General features: G+C 72.8%; 12 protein-coding genes. 7 read left to right on the plus strand and 5 right to left on the minus strand.

Going from position 1 to position 17,981, the window contains the following annotated elements; genetic code table 11:
* The first annotated feature begins 3 nt into the window (after positions 1 to 3).
* On the plus strand, positions 4 to 1,908 hold the full coding sequence (locus WMF39_RS16285; protein WP_437746413.1) for a L,D-transpeptidase: 1,905 nt from the start codon (positions 4 to 6) through the stop codon (positions 1,906 to 1,908).
* A 45-nt stretch (positions 1,909 to 1,953) separates the two neighbouring features.
* On the opposite strand, the gene WMF39_RS16290 is transcribed toward WMF39_RS16285, so the two are convergent.
* Positions 1,954 to 2,670, minus strand: a complete 717-nt coding sequence (locus WMF39_RS16290; protein WP_437746414.1) for a hypothetical protein — start codon at positions 2,668 to 2,670, stop codon at positions 1,954 to 1,956.
* A gap of 509 nt (positions 2,671 to 3,179) precedes the next feature.
* On the opposite strand from WMF39_RS16290, the gene WMF39_RS16295 reads away from it, so the two are divergent.
* Complete coding sequence (locus WMF39_RS16295) at positions 3,180 to 6,767, plus strand: protein kinase domain-containing protein (protein WP_437746415.1); 3,588 nt, start codon at positions 3,180 to 3,182, stop codon at positions 6,765 to 6,767.
* Between the two features lie 11 nt (positions 6,768 to 6,778).
* Here the strand turns inward: WMF39_RS16295 and WMF39_RS16300 are convergent, their stop codons facing one another.
* Positions 6,779 to 8,785 (minus strand): PAS domain S-box protein, encoded by a 2,007-nt coding sequence (locus WMF39_RS16300; protein WP_437746416.1) that lies wholly within the window; start codon positions 8,783 to 8,785, stop codon positions 6,779 to 6,781.
* 408 nt (positions 8,786 to 9,193) lie between these two features.
* Between WMF39_RS16300 and WMF39_RS16305 the strand changes: the two genes are divergently transcribed.
* On the plus strand, positions 9,194 to 9,886 hold the full coding sequence (locus WMF39_RS16305; protein WP_437746417.1) for a hypothetical protein: 693 nt from the start codon (positions 9,194 to 9,196) through the stop codon (positions 9,884 to 9,886).
* 233 nt (positions 9,887 to 10,119) lie between these two features.
* On the opposite strand, the gene WMF39_RS16310 is transcribed toward WMF39_RS16305, so the two are convergent.
* Positions 10,120 to 13,665, minus strand: a complete 3,546-nt coding sequence (locus WMF39_RS16310; protein ID WP_437746418.1) for a protein kinase domain-containing protein — start codon at positions 13,663 to 13,665, stop codon at positions 10,120 to 10,122.
* A gap of 169 nt (positions 13,666 to 13,834) precedes the next feature.
* Here WMF39_RS16310 and WMF39_RS16315 point away from each other — a divergent pair, with 169 nt between their 5' ends.
* From WMF39_RS16315 to WMF39_RS16330, 4 genes are all read left to right on the plus strand, one after another.
* On the plus strand, positions 13,835 to 14,086 hold the full coding sequence (locus WMF39_RS16315; RefSeq protein WP_276597196.1) for a MoaD/ThiS family protein: 252 nt from the start codon (positions 13,835 to 13,837) through the stop codon (positions 14,084 to 14,086).
* Positions 14,087 to 14,111: 25 nt separating this feature from the next.
* Positions 14,112 to 15,233 carry a GTP 3',8-cyclase MoaA gene (locus WMF39_RS16320; RefSeq protein ID WP_437746419.1) on the plus strand — a complete coding sequence of 374 codons (1,122 nt, stop codon included), beginning with the start codon at positions 14,112 to 14,114 and terminating at the stop codon, positions 15,231 to 15,233.
* A gap of 78 nt (positions 15,234 to 15,311) precedes the next feature.
* Positions 15,312 to 15,827, plus strand: a complete 516-nt coding sequence (gene moaC / locus WMF39_RS16325) for a cyclic pyranopterin monophosphate synthase MoaC (protein WP_044964956.1) — start codon at positions 15,312 to 15,314, stop codon at positions 15,825 to 15,827.
* Positions 15,824 to 16,342, plus strand: coding sequence for a molybdenum cofactor biosynthesis protein MoaE (locus WMF39_RS16330; RefSeq protein ID WP_437746420.1), 519 nt, complete (start codon positions 15,824 to 15,826; stop codon positions 16,340 to 16,342). Before moaC ends, WMF39_RS16330 begins: the two co-directional genes overlap by 4 nt.
* 29 nt (positions 16,343 to 16,371) lie before the next feature.
* On the opposite strand, the gene phoU is transcribed toward WMF39_RS16330, so the two are convergent.
* Positions 16,372 to 17,097 (minus strand): phosphate signaling complex protein PhoU, encoded by a 726-nt coding sequence (gene phoU, locus WMF39_RS16335; protein WP_044964959.1) that lies wholly within the window; start codon positions 17,095 to 17,097, stop codon positions 16,372 to 16,374.
* A 20-nt stretch (positions 17,098 to 17,117) separates the two neighbouring features.
* On the minus strand, positions 17,118 to 17,981 hold the full coding sequence (pstB, locus tag WMF39_RS16340) for a phosphate ABC transporter ATP-binding protein PstB (protein ID WP_437746421.1): 864 nt from the start codon (positions 17,979 to 17,981) through the stop codon (positions 17,118 to 17,120).

A 17,981-nucleotide genomic window follows, 5' to 3' on the forward strand; every position in this document is an offset into this window, starting at 1 on the left:
CGCATGGGCGCCCTGCTGTCCTCCGGGAAGCCTCACGGCGCGCGGCGCGCGGCGCGCCTCGCTCTCTGTCTCGCGCACCTCGCGGCGCTCACGGCGGCGGCGTGCGGCTGTCGCAAGCCCGCGGACGTCCCGGCGGACGCGGGGGCCGCGGCCCCTGCGGGCGCTGACGCGGCCCCCGCGGAGCTCGCGGCGATCGACGGACAGGCCGCGCCCGCGGAGCTCGTGGCGCCCGCGTGGCCGCCGAGCGACAAGCCGCTGCTCGGCGTGACGGCCTTCGTGGCGACCGTCTACAAGGAGCCGCGCGACACGTCGAAGAAGCTCGGGTACCTGCGCGTCGGCTCCAGGGTGCCCCGCTCCGCCGAGCCCGCCGGCACCGCGGGCTGTCCGGGCGGCTGGTACGCGATCGAGCCCAGCGGCTACCTCTGCGTGGGTGAGGAGGCGACGCTCGACCTGAACGACCCGATCCTCAAGGCCGCCGGCCCCGGGCCGAACCTGAGGACCGCGCTCCCGTACCGGTACGCCTTCGTCCGCGCGGTGCTGCCGCTCTACCTGCGCGTCCCCACCGCCGAGGAGCAGCGCAAATCGGAGTTCAAGCTCGACGAGCACCTGTCGTGGTTCGAGGAGAACAAAGCGACCGTGCAGCGGGTCATCCTCGGCGCGAACGACGTGGCGATCGACGCGCGCGGCGTGCCGCTTCCGGGCAAGCAGCTCGGCGAGCTCGGCCTGGGGAAGAACTCGCTCGAGCTCGGCGAGGGCGCGCTGCTCGGCGGGGAAGGGGACGGCGACCCGATCCCGTTCTGGCTCGAGGGCGGCAAGCGCCTCATCCGCAACATCAGCGACTTCAAGGTCCCGGACTACGCGGTCTTCGCCGATCGCGCGCGGCGCTTCACCGGGCTGTCGCTGATCGGATCGTTCGCGACCGGACCGGAGGCGCTGAGCCGGCGTTTCGCGATCACGACCGATCTGCGGCTCGCGCCTGCGACGAAGATCAAGCCCGACACCGGCTCTCCCTGGCACGGCGTCGAGCTGACCGATGCGCTCACGCTGCCGCTCGCCTTCGTCCGCGCGCGGGGCGCTCGCGACGTCCAGATCCAGGGCGACAAGGCGACGCCGGGCAAGGAGCTGCCGTTCCGGGACATCGTCCCGCTGACCGGCAGGATGCGCCGGATCGAGGGCGTGAAGTACTACCGCACCCGGGACCAGCGGTACGTGAGCCAGCTGGACGTCGGGATCGCGGTCGCGCCGTCGGCGTGGCCTGAGGTCGCCGAGAAGGGCGAGAAGTGGATCGAGGTGTCGATCACGCACCAGACGCTGGTCCTCTGGGAGGGCAAGCGCCCGGTCTACGCCACGCTGGTCTCGACCGGCCAGGCCGGGGTGGCCGATCCCAAGACCACGACCGCGACGGTGCGCGGCGTCTTCCGCATCCGCAACAAGCACATCACGGCGACGATGGACTCGAACGAGTCGTCGAGCGTCGGCGGCCGCGCGGAGACGACCGCCGACGCGCCGTCGGCCTCGCGCGGCGCGAAGCCGGAGAAGGGCGGCTCCTCGAAGGAGCGCGCCTCGAAGAAGCCCGGCGCGAGCGCGGCGGCGAAGCCCGCGGCAGGCGAGAAGGTGGTCCCCCGGAAGGGCGACGGGGAGTACGGCGTGACGCGGCGCCGAGGCGAGGGGACCTACGCCCTCAAGGACGTGCCGTACATCCAGTACTTCGCGAGCGGCTACGCGCTCCACGCAGCGTACTGGCACGACGTCTTCGGCACGCCGCGCAGCCACGGCTGCATCAACCTGGCGCCCATCGACGCCCACCGGCTGTTCCTGTGGACCGATCCCCCGGTGCCGCCCGGATGGCACGCGATCAACACAGGCGAGGAGCTGGGCGAAGGAACCACAATCATCGTCCACGAGTGAGTGAGGCGGGCGTCGTCATTGATGAATGAGGGACGAGGGGGCGCTTCAGTGCATGGGCGCGGTGTGGATGAGGTCGATCAGCGCCTCGTCTGCGGAGACGGCGAGGGCGTCGAGGAGCGCGGCCAGGCGGGCGTGCTGGTCCGGGGTGAAGGGGGGCATGCCGAAGCGCGCGCGCACGCCTGAGAGGCGAAGAACGAGGCCGGCGCCGTCCTGGTAGCCGGCGATCCAGGGGCCGCGGGTGAGCTCGTCGCAGATGCGACGGAGCCGCGACTCGAAGGCGGCGCGATCGGCGAGGGCGCCGGCGGGGGAGGGGGCGCGCTGCTGGAAGTGGTGGATCGAGGCGGCGGCCTCGGTCGGGGCGCCGTCGATGGCCTCGAGGCCGGCGCGGAGGTCGTCGAGGAGGGGCGCGAGGCCGATCCTGCGGACGAGCGCGCCGTCGAGGCACATCTCCCAGAGCACGTGGGCGAAGAGCGCGAGCCGCGGCGCGCCGAGCGAGGCGGCGCGCAACGCGGCGGCGAGGCGGCGTTCGCCCTCCACGAAGACGGGGGCGGCGTGGAACCAGCGGTCGACGGCGACGTGGTGGTCGATGCCGGCCAGCACCTCGGCGAGGCGGGGCGGCGGGGCGGCGGGGCGATCGGGCGCGCGGGAGGGCCTGACGCGCCGGTCGGCCATGCGCCAGAGGTCCGGGAGCATCGCCGCCGCACCCGCGGCGGCCGAGCCGAGGTCGCGCGCGGCGAGGTGGCGATGAAGCAGGAAGTTCATGCGTTCAGGATGGCGCCGCCGTCCGCGGCGGTCGACGGCGAAGCGATGCGGCGCGCGTCCGGCAGCGCGGGGAGCGCGTAGCGTTCGTTGGCAGGATGGCCGGGAGCGGCTGCGCTTGATTTGCTGTCGGAGCTCCTCCGGTTGCTGGGCAGGAGTCCTGGGCTGCTGGGCGAACGTCTCTCTTCTATGGTTGGTGTCCTGGGCCGACAGGTCATCGCGATGGCGAACTTGCGTTGAGCGCGGCGCGTTTGCGCCGCCGGGCGGCTGCTCACCGCCATGGCGCGCATGTAGGGGGAGCGGTGCTGTCGAGCTCGCATCTCCTGCCTCCGTTACCCGGCTAGCGGAGATGGCTCCATGCCAGTCGCCCGCTGCGGCCGTCATGGCCCTTTTTCCTCCTTGGAGCCGCGAGTTCGGCGGGGCCCCACGCGCGCCCCGCCTCGCACATCCCCTCGCCCGCGGCCATTGCTTCTCTTGCTCGGGGTTCGGCGCAACAGGTAGCCTAGGCAACGATGCAGGCCAGCGACCCGTTCGGCTGGGTGGGGTCGATCATCGACGGCCAGTTCGCCGTCGAGGCGCTGGCGGGCGAGGGAGCGTTCGGCGTCGTTTACCGGGCCCGGCACCTCGGCTTCGATTCGCCGGTCGCCGTCAAATGTCTCAAGATCCCCGCGGGTCTAAGCCCTGACCAGCAGGACGGTTTCCTCGCCAAGTTCCGCGAGGAGGCGCGCCTGCTCCACCAGCTCTCACGCCGGACGATGGGCATCGTCCAGGCGCTCGACATCGGCGCCGCCGCCGCTCCGAAGGGGCCATGGACGCCGTACATCGTCATGGAGTGGCTGGAGGGCGAGACGCTCGAGCAGGATCTCAAGCGCCGCAGCGCCGAGAAGCTCCCGTCGAGGAGCCTCGGCGACGCGATCCGGCTCCTCGCGCCCGTCGCCTCCGCCCTCGCCGTCGCCCACGACGAGAACGTGTCTCACCGCGACGTCAAGCCGGCCAACCTGTTCCTGCTCGGCGACCGCATGAAGGTGCTCGACTTCGGGCTCGCCAAGGTCTTCTCCGAGACGCCGACGTTCGCAGAGGCGCTCGTCCAGACGGGACGAACGTTCCGCGCCTTCACGCCGCAGTACGGCGCGCCCGAGCAGTTCAGCCCGCGGTTCGGCGCGACAGGGCCCTGGACCGACGTCTATGCGATGGCCCTCATCCTCGTCGAGGTCGCGAGCGGTCAGCCCGCCCTCTCGGGCGGCGACGTCATCCAGCTCTTCGTCGCCTCGAGCGACGAGGCGATCCGGCCGAGCTTCCGCGCCCGCGGGGTGAACGCGAACGCCGACGTCGAGGCGGTCCTCGGCCGCGCGCTCGCGATCAACCCCTCGCAGCGGTTCCACAACCTCGGCGAGATGTGGGCCGCCCTGGAGGCCGCCCACCGCTCCAGCGTCGTCGTCGTGGCGCGCGACACCCTGCGCGCGCCCGCCTTCGGCCCGGGCGACGCGAACGACGACGCGGATGACGGGCTGCTCGACCTCGCCGCCGTCCACCTGCCGCCGCTGCCGCCGCCGCCGGCGCTGTCCGTCCCGCCGCCGTCGCTGCCGCCGTCGTCGACGCCGTGGCGGGCGCCGGACAGCAGCGGCATGAGGGGGAGCGTGAGCTCCGATCGCGGCTCGCCGCGGACCCGGGCCGCGCTGCCGTTCGAGGGCGGTGAGCACCGGGTCTGCACCGTCCTGTTCGCCGATCTGTCCGAGGCGACCGCGCTCTCGTCGCGGCTCGATCCCGAGGACGTCAAGGACGTCGTCGACCGCTGTTATCAGGTGCTCGCGGAGCACGTCGAGCAGCTGCACGGGATCGTCGAGCGGCCGATCGGCGGGCGCGTCATGGCGGTCTTCGGCGTCCCTCGCTCGACGGACAGCGACGCCGAGCGAGCGATCGTCGCGGCGCTCGGCGCGCAGGCCGCGATCCCGCGCCTCACGCTGCCGCGCGCTGCGCGATCGGTCCGCCTCTCGGTGCGGTTCGGGATCGCGACGGGGCGGGCCTTCGTCGGCGCCGGGGGCTCGGCGCGGCAAGATCTCGCCGTCATCGGCGACGCGGTCGACGGCGCGGGGCACCTGCAGCAGCTCGCGCCGCGCGGCGCGATCGTGATCGGCCGCGACACCCACCGCCTCGTCCTCGGGCGCTTCCACGTCGAGCCGATCGACGCGGGCGCGAGCGCCGGCGCGGTCCGGGCGCCGCCGGCGTCCACCGCGCACGGCGCGGCGCCGCCGATCTACCGGGTGCTCGGCGAGGCGCCGCTCCACCACGCGTTCGTGCCGCCCGATTTCCATGGGCTCTCGACGCGCCTCGTCGGGCGCGGCGCGGAGATGCAGCGCCTGTGTGATCTCGTCGAGACCGCCTTCCACGAGCGGCGGCCGCGCCTCATCACGCTGGTCGGCGCGCCCGGCGTGGGACGGACGCGGATGCTCGCAGAGCTCTTGGCGGGCCTCCGCGACGGCGGCGCCGGAGGCGGCGCGCCCTCCTCGGAGCGAGGGTACGCGCTCGCGCCGCCCGGGGGGCTGCTCGTCCTGTCGGCGCAGTGCTCGGCGCTCGCGCAGGATTCGAGCTATGGCCTGGCCGGCGCGCTGCTCCGCCGCTGGTTCGGGATCCACGAGGCCGATCCGGCCCAGGTCATCCTGCGCAAGCTGCGCCGCGGCCTGCGCTGGATCCGGCTGCGCGCCGCGCGCGCCCGCGTCCGCGCCGAGCGGGAGGCCGCCGGCGCGGGGGCCAGGGCCGCCGCGCTCGGGGGCGCGTCGCCCATCGTGACCCGCGCGTCGTCCGTCCCGCTCCGAGGGCCGATCAGCTCGACCGTCAGCGGGCGCAGGGGAGCCGGGGCGGCGCGGTACGAGGACGACGACGAGCTCGATCCGTCCCCCTCGCTGTCGAGGCCGAGCGGGGGCAGCGACCTCGAGGAGATCCTCGCCCGGCTGGCGGCCATCCTTGGCGCGCGGCCTGCGCCCGCCGGGCTCCTCGAGGCCGCGGCGCGCGGCAGCGTGCTGGCGAGGCGCCGGATCGCCTCCGCGCTCGCGCTCCTCGTCGCCTTCGCGCTCGAGCGGACGCCGATGGTGATCGTGTGCGACGACCTGCAGTGGGCCGACGACGCGACGCTCGACCTCGTCGAGGAGCTCGTGGCGCACGCCGAGGGGCTGCCGCTCTGCATGGTGTGCACCGCGCGCCCCGAGCTCTACGAGCGCCGCCCGGACTGGGGCGTCGGGAAGGAAGCGTACGTCCGCGTCGACGCGTCGCCGCTCGCGCGGCGGCACGCGGAGGAGATGATCCGGGATCGGCTCCGCGGCGCCTCCGCGCTCGACCACGAGCTCGTGCGCGCGATCGCCGAGCGCTCCGAGGGCAACCCGCGAACCGTGGAGGAGACCCTCCACCTCCTCGTGGACGCCGGCGCCATCGAGGCCCAGGACGGCGCGTGGCACGTCCGTGACGACGCGCTCGGCGCGCTGAGCCTGCCGCCGGCGGTGCACGGCGTGGTCCAGGCGCGCCTCGACCGCCTGGACGAAGGCGCGCGCGGCCTCCTCGCGCAGGCGGCGGTCGTCGGCCGGACCTTCTGGGAGGGCGCGGTCGAGCGGCTCCGGAACGACGCCCCGCAGGCGCGCTCGCCGATGTCGAGCGAGCGCATCCTCGCGGAGCTCCAGGATCTCGATCCGCCGTTCTCGGTGCGCCACGGGGGCAGCGCGTCCACCGCCGAGCTGCTCGCGCGCCTCTGCGAGCGCCAGCTGATCCGGCTCCGCTCCCCCGCGTCGTTCCCCGGCGAGCGCGAGTACGTCTTCGTGGAGCAGGCGACGTGCGAGGTCGCCTACGAGATGCTGAGCCTCAAGATCCGCCGGCGGATCCACCTGCTCGTCGCCGACTGGATCGAGCACCGCGCGTCGAGCGTGGAGGCGCGCGACGAGGGGGCCGCCCTCCTCGCCCATCACTACGAGCGGGGCGGCGATCTGCGGGCGGCCGCGGCGGCGTACGACCGCGCCGCGGCGCACGCCGCCGCGATGGGCGAGGGCGCCGCGGCGGTGCGCCACGCGGCGCGCGCCCGGGAGCTCCACGACGAGCTCGCGGCCGACGACGCGTAGGGAGGCCGCCGCTACCGCGCCTTGCCGCGCGCGCTCGGCAGCCGGGCGCCGGACACGATCAGCGCGTGGCGCAGGGCGTCCTCCAGCGCGCCGAAGGTCTCGAGCGTCCGCGCGTCGCTGCCGAGCGTCACGATGGCCTGCGCGACCCCGGGGGAGATCCCGGAGACGAGGCAGCGGCTGCCGAGCAGGCTCGCGGCCCGGGCCACCTGGAACAGGTGGTCGACCGTCGGCGTGTCCACGTCCTCCACGCCGGTCAGATCGAGCACGGCGAAGTGGGCCTGCGTGCGGACGATCTCCCCGAGCAGCTTCTCCATGACGTCCGTGGCCCGGACGCGGTCGAGCGCGCCGATGATCGGCAGCACGAGGACGCCCTCCCACGCCTGGATGATCGGCGTCGACAGCGCGCGGATCGCCTCCTGCTGCTGGCGCAGGACGCTCGCGGTCCGCTCGCGTTCGGCGTTCTCCGCGGAGAGCATCCGGTTCTTGCCTTCCAGCTCCTCGGCGTACACCTCGAGGCGCTCGATCGACTGGCGCAGCTGATCTTCGAGCCGCTTGCGCTCGGTGGTGTCCCGCATCGTCACGGCGACGCCGCCCTGGATCGGCACGATCTGGTGGTGCACCCAGACGCTCGGGCGCGACGCCTGGGCGTTCGGCGCGGGCAGGCGGATCTCCTCCTCGATCGGCGCCCCCTTCCGGAGGCAGCGCAGGCACCGCTCGCGGAGGACGCCGGCCTCGACCGAGTGGACGAGCTCCGAGAGGCGCTGACCGAGGAGCTGCTCGCGCGGCATCGACGACAGCATCGTCGCGGCGCGCGCGTTGAGCCCCGTGATCACGAAGTCGGCGATCTCCTCGCTGTCGTCGCGGCGGGAGGCCAGCGTGAGGAACGCGTCCATGCTGGCCTCGACGGCCGCGTGGAAGCGCGCCTCGCTCTCCCGGCGCTGCTCCTCGGCGCGCCGGCGCTCGGTGATGTTCTCCCCCACGATGAGCGCGTTCGTGACCTCGTCCACCCCCCGGATCGCGCTGACGTGGTTCGCGTACCACGCCCGCCCGCCGTTCACCCCGAGGCCGACCACCTCGTAGCTCGCGCGGCCTCCCTCCCGGAGCACCGTCTGGAGCGCCTCCCTCACCGTGTCGTGGTACTCCGGCGACGTGAAATCGTAGAGGCTCCGGCCGATGATGCTCTCCTCCCGGACCCCGGGATACGGCCGGTTCACCGAGACGATGCGCGCGCCCTTGTCGACGACGACGAGGTAGTGCGGGATGCCGTCGTACAGCGCCCGCAGCTTCTCCTCGGACTCACGGAGCGAAATCTCGGCGGTCTTGCGCCGCGTGACGTCGCGGGCGACGAAGTAGACGAGCCCCTCGTCGAGCGCGAGCATCGCGTTCCACTCGAGCCACCGGTACGAGCCGTCCTTGCAGAGGAAGCGGTTCTCGTAGGTGATCGTCTGCGCGCCCGTCGAGAACGTGTCTGTCTCCGAGAGGGTGCGCGCCTTGTCCTCGGGGTGGATGAACTCGAGGTAGGGCCGCGCCATCAGCTCCTGGCGGCTGAACCCGAGCGTGCGCTCCCACGAGGGGCTGAGCTCCTTGAACCGCCCGTCGAGCGTCGCGGCGCCGAGCATGTCGACGGCGAGCGCGTAGAGCCGCCGCTGCTCCTTGTCCTCTTCGCGCACGACCGCGCGCAGGATCGGCCCTGCGCGGTCAGCGAGGGCGAGCCGCGCGATCTGCGTGTCGGCCTGGATGAAGTCCCCGCCCGGGCGCCGGTAGAGCCACCGAAACCGCTGCGGCTCGCCCCGGCCCGCCGCGTCGAGCCGCTGCGCGAGGCGTTCGGCGGAGGCCTGTCCGTCGGGCTGCAGGAGCGGCGCGAGGTCCGCGAGCTCCCGTCCGACGAGGCCGTCCGCGGATCCCGCGAGCAGCCGGATCGCGCTCGGGTTGGCGTCGATCACGCGGCCGTTCTCCAGGAGGAGGATCGCGTCTTCGGCCGCATCGAATGCGGCGCGGTGCAGATCAGGCTGGCTCATCGTGGGCGCCGCAGGGGGTCAGGAGCGCCGTGCCGCCGCGTTGTCCTCTCGATCTCGATCGCCAATCAGCACCTCGAGCGGCCGCCGACACCCCCTCTCTGCCGCTGCCGCCAGCGGCGCATTGTGCAGGAAGCCTCGGTGGAGATCGAGGTCCATGAGCCCGCGAGCGGCTCGGCGCGGGGGGTTGTTGTCGTCGTCTCCCTGGTCCGGGATCCGTCCCGGTGCAGGCCGCTCGGGCGGTGGCATTCGAGCGCTGTTATCTTCGTCGATGTTGTCTGCCTGCCACCCGCTGGCGACGACCTCTCGCGTGCCGCGGGCGCCGTGGTAGCGTTGGTCTGTATCGCGGGGGGGTTCCTTCTGCGCTGCCTGTCGGCAGGCAGCTCTCGCGCGGTGCGAGGGGGGGGTGCGATGATCTCCGAGGCGTGCGGGCTCTGTGCTTGGCCAGCGAGCCTCGTCGTCGACGACGTGCAGCGGCACAAGGGTGCGCTCCTGGACATGGCGCTGCAGATGCGTGCGGACGACAAAGAGCCGCTCGCGCGCGTGGCCTTCCGGGGCGCGCTCTACTGGCAGCGCTGGCTCCTGACGAAGGAGCCTGGGCTCCACGAAGAGGCTCGGGTCGTCTCGGGGCTCGAGTTCGCCCGAGAGGCTGGCGACTGGAAGGAGGCCGATATGCTCCTTGCCCACGCCGACAGCTCGAGCGCCCTCGCCGATCTGCCGTTCGTCGATCACTGGAAGGCGCTCGTCGCGCAGCACTTGCCGGAGCAGGTGAGCGACGAGCACGAGCTCGAGGAGACGTTCCAGGAGTTCCGGCGGCACCCCAGCGAGGAGGCCGCGGAGAGCGTGCGGCGCTGCGCCACGGCCATCGCGCCGCTCGGGTCGCCCGTCCCGGTGCACAGCCTCCTGGCGCGCGTAGCGATGGATCTCGGCCAGACCGAGGAGGCGGAGTTCCACCTCGCCGCGCTCGTCGTCTGCAGGCCGCTCTGGATCCCCTACGTCGTGCAGCTGGCCGAGCACCAAGCGAAGCTCGATCTACCGCGTGCCCTCCGCACCATCGAGGACGCGCGCCGACTCTTCGGCCCCGACTTCTGGCTCCCTCTTTGAGCGGGGCTCACCCGCTTCGGATACGGGCCCATCTCGGCGTTTTCGGTGCTCAGCGCACGGGAGTGCGCTTGCGCGCCGAAAACGCCGATCTGGACCCGTCTCCTGTGCGGGTGAGCCCCGCTCGGCGACGCAGCTCGTGAGAACGTCAGCTATCGACGGCCTCTGATCCCCTTGGAAAGCTCTCGTGGGGGGGAGTTGCCGTGCGCGGGTGCTCCCCGTCTCCGGACTCCGCCTCAGGTGTTCTCGAGGGTGCGCATCCAGCCGCTGATCCGCGCCCCCGCCGGCTTGGGCCAGCCCATCCGCGCGAAGCGCTCGAGGAGCTGCGGCGTGTGGTCTCCGGTGCGGCTGTCCTTGAAGGCCGCGCGCGCCGCGTCGAGCTCGCGCGCCGCCTCGTGGAAGCGCCCCTCGTGGTACGCGAGCCAGGCGAGCGTCAGGTGCCGGTGCTGCCGGGGCTCCGCCTCCGCGAGCGCCACCGCCTCGCACGCCATCAGGTGCTCGCGAGCGAGCTCCGCCTCCCCGCGGTGGAGCGCGATCTGCGCGAAGAGCAGCCGCGCCTCCACCAGGCCCCACGGATCCCCGAGCCGCTCGAAGAGCCTGCCGGCGGCGAGCGCGTGCTCCTCGGCGAGCTCCGGCGCGCCCGCGTCGAGGGCCACCATCGAGAGCAGGCGCTCGCACCCGGCCTCGCCGCGCGGGTTCGCGACGTCGCGGAAGCTCTGCCGCGCCCCGAGCGCGCCCGAGCGCGCCGCCTCGAAGTTGCCGGCGCGGTGGTCCGAGTGCGACAGCGCGAGGTCGCACTGCGCGAGCCCGAGCCGGTAGCCGATGGCGTCGAAATCGGCGTGCGCGGTCGTGAGCAGCGCGCGCGCCGCGTCCGAGGTCGCCCCGGCCTGCTCGACCATGCTCTGCAGCAGCAGGCACTGCGCTCGGCCGAGCCGATCGCCGACGTCCATGAACCTCGACGCCCCGGACGCGAGCACCGCCCGCGCCCGCGCGTGCTCGCCGAGCAGGTAGTCGATCTCGCCGAGCAGCACCTCGCACTGCGCCTGCCCGTGGCCGTGGCCGATCTCGTCGAAGATCGCGTGCGCCCGCGCCACGAGCCGCCGGCCCTGCGCCTCCGCGCCGAGGTCCGACGCGATGTGCCCGAGCAGGCGCAGGCAGTGCGCCTGGTTCTCGCGGTCGCCGGCTTGCTCGAAGATGCGCCGCGCGTCCTCCGCGTCGCGCCGCGCCTCGTCGAGCCTCCCCGCCAGCCGCAGCGCCTCGCCGCGGAAGCGCAGCTGCGTCCCGAGGCGCGTCCCCGTCAGCACGGGCCGCGCGTCCACCCCGCCCCGGAGGCCCGGGCGCGAGTCGCTCCCCCCGGGCAGCTTGCCGTCGAGCACGGCGAGATCGCGGAGCGTCGCCGCGATGTCGCGCGAGCTCTGCCAGTGCGCCGCCACGTGCGCGTGCATGAGCGCCGCGGCCTCGTCGGTGTCGCCGGCGCGCAGGAGGCTGACGACCCGGTGCCGGAGGATGCGGCGGCTCGACGCGGCCGGGTGCGCCCCGAGCGCGTCGGCGGCGGCGCGGAACACGCGGGCCGCGTCCGGCTCGAGGAAGAGCTGCGAGAGGAGGTGCTCCTGGAGCAGCGCGTGCGGCCAGCGCAGGCGATCGCCCACGGCGAGGAGGATCTGGGCGCGCTGCATGGACGCGATCGCCCGGTCCGCCGAGATATCGAGCGAGGTGAGCAGCGCGCGCAGGATCTCGCGCCGGATGTCGCCGCCGAGCGCGGCGGCGGCGCGCGCGCCGGTGCGGAGCTCCTCGGGCAGCGCCGCGAGGCGCTCTTCCCAGAGGTCGGCGGTCGTCGCCGCCTGCACGGCCATCGACGCCCTCGGCACGAAGTACTTGCCCGCGCGGAGCTGGAGGTGCCCGCCGCCCGCCCACGCGTGCAGCAGCTGCAGCGCGAAGAGCGGGTTCCCCTTGCTGCGGGCCGTCGCCGCCTCGGCCGCCGCGTCGTCGAGCGGAAGCGTCTCCCGGAGCAGCGCGTGCGTCTGCGTGGGGTTCAGCGGGGCGACGTCGAGCCGCTCCCCGACGTAGGCCGCGAGCGCCCCCTCGATCCGCCTCGCCGCCACCGGATCGCACTCGACCGCCTCGCTCCTGACGGTCGCCACGACGAGCAGGCCCAGGTTCGGCGCGTCGCGGTGGAGCGTGAGGAGCCCCTCGAACGTCGTCGACGAGGCGTAGTGCAGGTCGTCGAGCCAGAGCAGCACCGGCCGGTCCCGGCCGATCCTCTCCAGCGTCTTGCGGATGATCAGCCAGCGGAGCTCGGGGCGATCCAGGCGGAAGCGCTTCCCCGTCGGGCCGACCGCCTCGCTCCCCGGGGGCGACGGCTTGATCCACTCGGCGGTCGCCGCGACCCACGTCTTGCCGACCTCGTCCTCGGGCGGGACCTCCCAGAGGTTCATCAGCACCTTCTCGACGATCTCGCGCTCGGCCCGCTCCAGCCGGTAGTGCTGGGTCACCGCGCCGAGCACGCCGTCGAGCGGCGCCGCGATGCGCCGGTAGCGCGCGCGGAGCGGCACCATGAGCGCCCGCTCGTGGACCTCCTCGCAGAGCCACTCGGCCAGCCGGCTCTTGCCGACGCCGGCCTCGCCCGCGAGCAGGACGAACCGGTGCATCGCCTTCGGCGCGTCGACCATCTCGGCCACGACCTCCATGAGCCGCGCCCGCTCCCCGGTCCGCGCGACGAACGGGCTCGGCCGGAGCGCGAGCAGCCCGGTGGTCGTCACGGAGGGCGGCGGGTCGTCGTCTGGAGGCTCGATGAGCTCGGGCGTGAGCAGCTCCTTGCGGCTCGGGGGCAGACGGCCGCTCGTCAGGAGGGCGATCGGCAGCGGCGTCGCGGTCACGTTCGCGTTGTTGCGCGGCTCGAACCGCTTCCACACCCGCCGCGCGTCGCCCGCGAAGTCGAAGCGGTGCCAGGGCCGCTTCGCGAGCAGCCGCTTCGCGAACTTCGCGACGTCGCCCGGCACCGGCGGGGGGAGCGGCAGGTCCGGGATCGACGCGCTCCGGTGCTGCTGGAGGAGCTCGTCGTTGTTGCCGTCGTAGACCTCGCCGCCGGCGAGCAGGGCGTAGAGGATGCAGCCGAGCGCGTAGAGGTCCGTCGGCGGTCCCACGTGGGGCGCCGCGAAGCGGATCTGCTCGGGCGCCATCCAGCCCGGGGTGCCCGCGCCCCAGCGCACCGTGGGTTCGCTCTCCCTGGAGCCGTCGAGCCGGTGATCGACCCGGTCCTGGATGAGCCAGGCCAGCCCGAGGTCGAGCACGTGCACGAGCGGCGGCTCGCCCCCGTGCTGCAGATCGACGAGGACGTTGGACGGCTTCAGGTCCCCGTGGATCACGCCGCGCGCGTGCGCGTGCGCCAGCGCGCCGAGCACCTGGTCGATGACGCTCCAGATGATCGGCCAGGGCAGCGGGTCCTCGAGCCGCGCGAGGTAGAGCCACTCGTGGAGCGATCGACCTGGGACGGCGTCCATCACGAGGTACGGCGTCCCGTTGGTGAGCGCCCCGAAGTCGCGGGCCTTGACGAGCGCCGGATGGGAGAGCCCGGCGAGCGCCCGGGCTTCCTCCTGGAACCACCAGGCGTCCTCGGGGCGGGCCGCCGCGCCTGGCCGGTCGAGCAGCTTCACGGCCACGCGCTCGTCGATCACGAGATCGCGGCAGAGATAGACGACCCCCATGCCGCCGCGGCCCAGCTCTCGGCGGACCTGATAGCGACCGGCCAGGATCGTGCCCGGTAAAAAGCCTTCTTCCGACATGACGGTGAGCCGCCCGATGATAGCCGTGCCGGCCGGGCTCGGTAGACTCGAATCTCGCCAGGGGCCAGGAGCCAGGGGCCAGGGCCAGGGGTCAGGCGCCTGGGCGGCCCGAGGTCGCTCGGCGGCAGTTCGTCGTGTCGGGTCCGCGGAGCGATGCTAGGTTGCGGTGATGGATGCAGCGGTACGCGTGCTTGCATTCGCTGGCGCGAGGGATGTGCTGGGTACCGGAGAAGTGGCGCTGCCGCTGGCTGGCCCCTGCACCGCAGCGGAGCTCCTGGAGCACGTCTGTGCTCGTTATCCGGGGCTCGGCCCCTACAAGGGATCCATCCGGGTGGCGGTGAACGGCGTCTATGCGACGCCGAGCGATCCTGTAGGTTTCGGTGACGAGGTCGCGCTGATCCCGCCGGTGGCGGGCGGCTAGCGAGAGGACCCGAGAGGGACGCGCCATGGCTTCTTCTATCGGCGGCCTCGATCCTGCGCGCAATGCGGGCGACGCATCGGCTCAGCGGCGGCGATCGCTGCCGCTCGTCGGCGGCGGAGACGCTGGCCGACGCGCCGCCGTGATCCCGTACCGCGACGGCGCCCGCGAGGCAGCTGGCGAGCGCGCGGGGCCCGCGCCGCGGAGCGCGCGCATCTCGGTCACGGATCGGTGCGACTTCGCGTGTACCTACTGCCGCCCGTCGCGGCATGACGGCTACGCCGACGGCAAGCTCATGACGGCCGCCTGGCGCACCATGTTCGAGGCGCTGCGCGACGCCGGCGTCCGGCGGGTGCGCCTGACCGGCGGCGAGCCGCTGCTCCACCCCGAGATCGTGTCGATCGTCGGGTGCCTCGCCGCGCTCGGCTTCGAGGATCTGGCCCTCACGACGAACGCGTCGCAGCTCGCGCGGCTCGCCGGGGCGCTGCGCGCCGCCGGGCTGCACCGGCTGAACGTCTCGATCGACACCCTCGATCCCGGGCGCTTCGGCGAGATGACCCGGGGCGGCGAGCTCGCCCGGGTGCTCGACGGCATCGACGCCGCGATCGCGGCGGGCTTCTCGCCGATCAAGCTGAACACGGTGGTCCTCCGCGGCGTGAACGACGACGAGATCGAGCGGCTCGCGCTGTGGGCCTGGGAGCGCCGGATGGTGCCGCGCTTCCTCGAGGTGATGCCGATCGCCGAGGGCGCTCGGCTCGTCGGCAAGCACCTCGTCACCGCGGCCGAGATGAGGGCGCGCCTCGCCGAGCACCTCCTCCCGGAGGAGGCGGCCGGCGAGCCCGGCCTCGGCCCGGCCAGGTACGTCCGCGCTCGCCGCGATCCGTCGCTCCGCGTGGGCTTCATCACGGGCACCAGCGACACGTTCTGCGAGAGCTGTGATCGCCTGCGCGTCTCCTCGACGGGCGTGCTCCGGCCGTGCCTCGCCACCGACGATGGCGTCGACGCCTCGCGCGAGGCGAAGATCGGCGATCACGCGGCGATCCGCCTGCGCCTGGACGAGGCGTGGCGCCTCAAGCCGGACGGCAAGGTCTGGAAGGGCTGCACCGAAGAGACGGCCTCCGCGGTGTCGATCCGCGCGATCGGCGGCTGACGGAGCGGGCAGATCCGTGCGGGACCGGATCACGTTCGGCTTCCGGTCCTCACGGCTGCCGTGTCAGATTCCGGGGCGATGCCGCGAACCCCTGATCGACCCGGCGAGGGCGAAGCGCTCTCGACTCACCTCTCTCCGAGCGGCGAGGCCCGCATGGTGCCTGTCGAAGGCAAGCCCGTCACGCACCGCCGCGCGGTCGCGTCCGGCGCCGTCATGATGCGCCCCGAGACGATCGCCCGGGTCGCGCGCGACGACGCGCCGAAGGGCGACGTGCTGGCCGCGGCGCGGATCGCCGGGATCATGGCGGCGAAGCGCACGCCGGAGCTCATCCCGCTCTGCCACGGCATCGCGCTCACGCACGTCTCGGTCTCGCTCGACGTGGACGAGCCCTCCGCGACGATCCGGGTGACCGCCGCCGCGGAGGCGGTGGATCGCACAGGGGTCGAGATGGAGGCCATGGTCGCGGTGAGCGCCGCGTGCTTGACGATCTACGACATGCTCAAGGGGATCGATCGCGAGATGGTGATCTCGGACATCAAGCTCCTCGAGAAGAGCGGGGGCCGCTCCGGCCATTTCCAGCGGAGCGCGCCGTGAGCCGGATCCGCGCCGAGCCGCTCGGTCTCGACGAGCTCATCGCCGCGGTGTCTCACCCTGGCGCGGGCGGCATCGCCACGTTCCTGGGCGTGGTGCGCGACGTCAACGAGGGCCGTTCGGTCACGCTGCTGGAGTACGAGGCCTACGGGACGATGGCCGAGGCCGAGCTCGAGCGGATCCTGTCGGAGATCGCCGCAGAGCTCCCTGGCGTGCGCGTCGCCGCGACGCACCGGGTGGGCGCGCTCCACGTCGGCGATGCCGCCGTCGCCTGCGCCGCGAGCGCGCCGCACCGGGGAGAGGCGTTCCGCGGGTGCCGCCTGCTCATCGACCGCATCAAGGAGCGCCTGCCGATCTGGAAGCGTGAGCACGGGCCGGACGGCCCCTACTGGGTCGGATGGGAGGACGCCCGCTGCGCCGGCGAGCACGGGCACGAGGCGCCCCACGGGCACGCGCACGGCGACGAGGAACCCCACGGCCACGGTGGGACGGCGCCTCCGGCCAGCGCTGGCCCCTAGCGCAGGCGCCGGCCGGGCGGCGCTGGCGCCTAGCGCAGGCGAAGCCCGGCCGGCGGAGGCGAGGAGAGCGGGTCGTTCTCCTTCAGGCGGTTGTGGTGCCGGATGTCCGTCCCCTTGACGAGGAAGACGACCGACTCGGCGATGTTCATCGCGTGATCGGCGATGCGCTCCAGGTACTTGGCGATCGACTGGATGCGGGTGGCCCTGTACACCGTGCTCGGGTCGCGGCTCATGACGAGGAGCACCTCCTGGAAGATGCGGGCGTAGTGCTCGTCGATCACGTCATCGCGCGTGAGCAGTTGGTTCGCTCGCTCGCAGTCGCGGGCGACCAGCGCGTCCAGCGCCTCGTGCACCACCTCGATCGCCTCGTCCGCGAGGCCTTGCAGATCCGCCACCGGCGCGAGCGGCGGCTCCTCGTTGAGCTCCTGCACGCGCTCGCAGACGTTCACCACGAGGTCGCCGACCCGCTCCAGATCGGTGACGATCTTGAGCGCCGTGGTGACGAAGCGCAGGTCGGACGCGACGGGCTGGCGCGTCGCGAGGATCCTCATACAGAGCTCGTCGACCTCGCACTCGAGGCGGTTGATCCGGCGATCGAGCCGGATCGTCGCCTTGGCGAGGCCCGTGTCGCGCGTCGTGAGCGCGGTCGAGCCTTTCTGGATCATCTCCTCGACGAGGCTGCCCATGAGCAGCAGCTTCTCGCGAAGCGTGCGTAGCTCGTGCTCGTAGACCTTGCTCGTGTGCGACGTCGGCATGATTCTATCCCCCGCTTCCATCAGCCGAACTTCCCGGTGACGTAGTCTTCCGTCTTGCTCTCCTTGGGGTTGGTGAAGATCGTCTGGGTCCTGTCGAACTCCACCAAGTCCCCCATGTAGAAGAAGGCGGTATAGTCAGAGCACCGCGCGGCCTGCTGCATGTTGTGTGTTACGAGCACGCAAGTATATCGCTCTTTCAGCGCGTCGATGAGCTCCTCGACGCGCGCGGTCGCGATGGGATCGAGCGCCGAGCACGGCTCGTCGAGCAGGATCACCTCCGGCTCCACCGCGAGGACGCGGGCGATGCAGAGCCGCTGCTGCTGGCCGCCCGAGAGGGATAGCCCGGACTGATCGAGCTTGTCCTTCACCTCGTCCCAGAGCGCCACCTGGCGCAGGCACTTCTCGACGAGGCCTGTGGGATCCTTGACGGAGATGCCGTTCAGCTTGTGTCCGGCGAGGACGTTCTCGCGGATGGACATCGTTGGAAACGGGTTGGGTTTCTGGAACACCATGCCGACGCGGCGCCGCAGCCGCACCGGGTCGACGGCTTTGTCATAGATGTTCACGCCGTCGATCATGACCGAGCCCTTCGCCGAGGCCCCGGGCACCTGCTCGTGCATCCGGTTGAGACAGCGCAGGAACGTCGACTTCCCGCACCCGGACGGGCCGATGACCGCCGTGACCTGGCCGTCGGGGATGTTCAGCGTGATGTCGTGGATGGCGTGGAACTTATGAAAATAGGCGTTGAGCCGCGTGACGCTGATCTTGGCTGGCGGCGCCTCGTCCTCTGGCTCCATGGAGCGGCTGTCGATGCCGTCCGTGTCGAGCCCGCTGCGACGTTCCCCGGACCGTACTTTGTTGTGCAGTGAGTCAAACGAGCTCAT

This window comes from Sorangium sp. So ce1504 (genome assembly GCF_051521635.1).
Lineage (GTDB): Bacteria > Myxococcota_A > Polyangia > Polyangiales > Polyangiaceae > Sorangium > Sorangium cellulosum_B.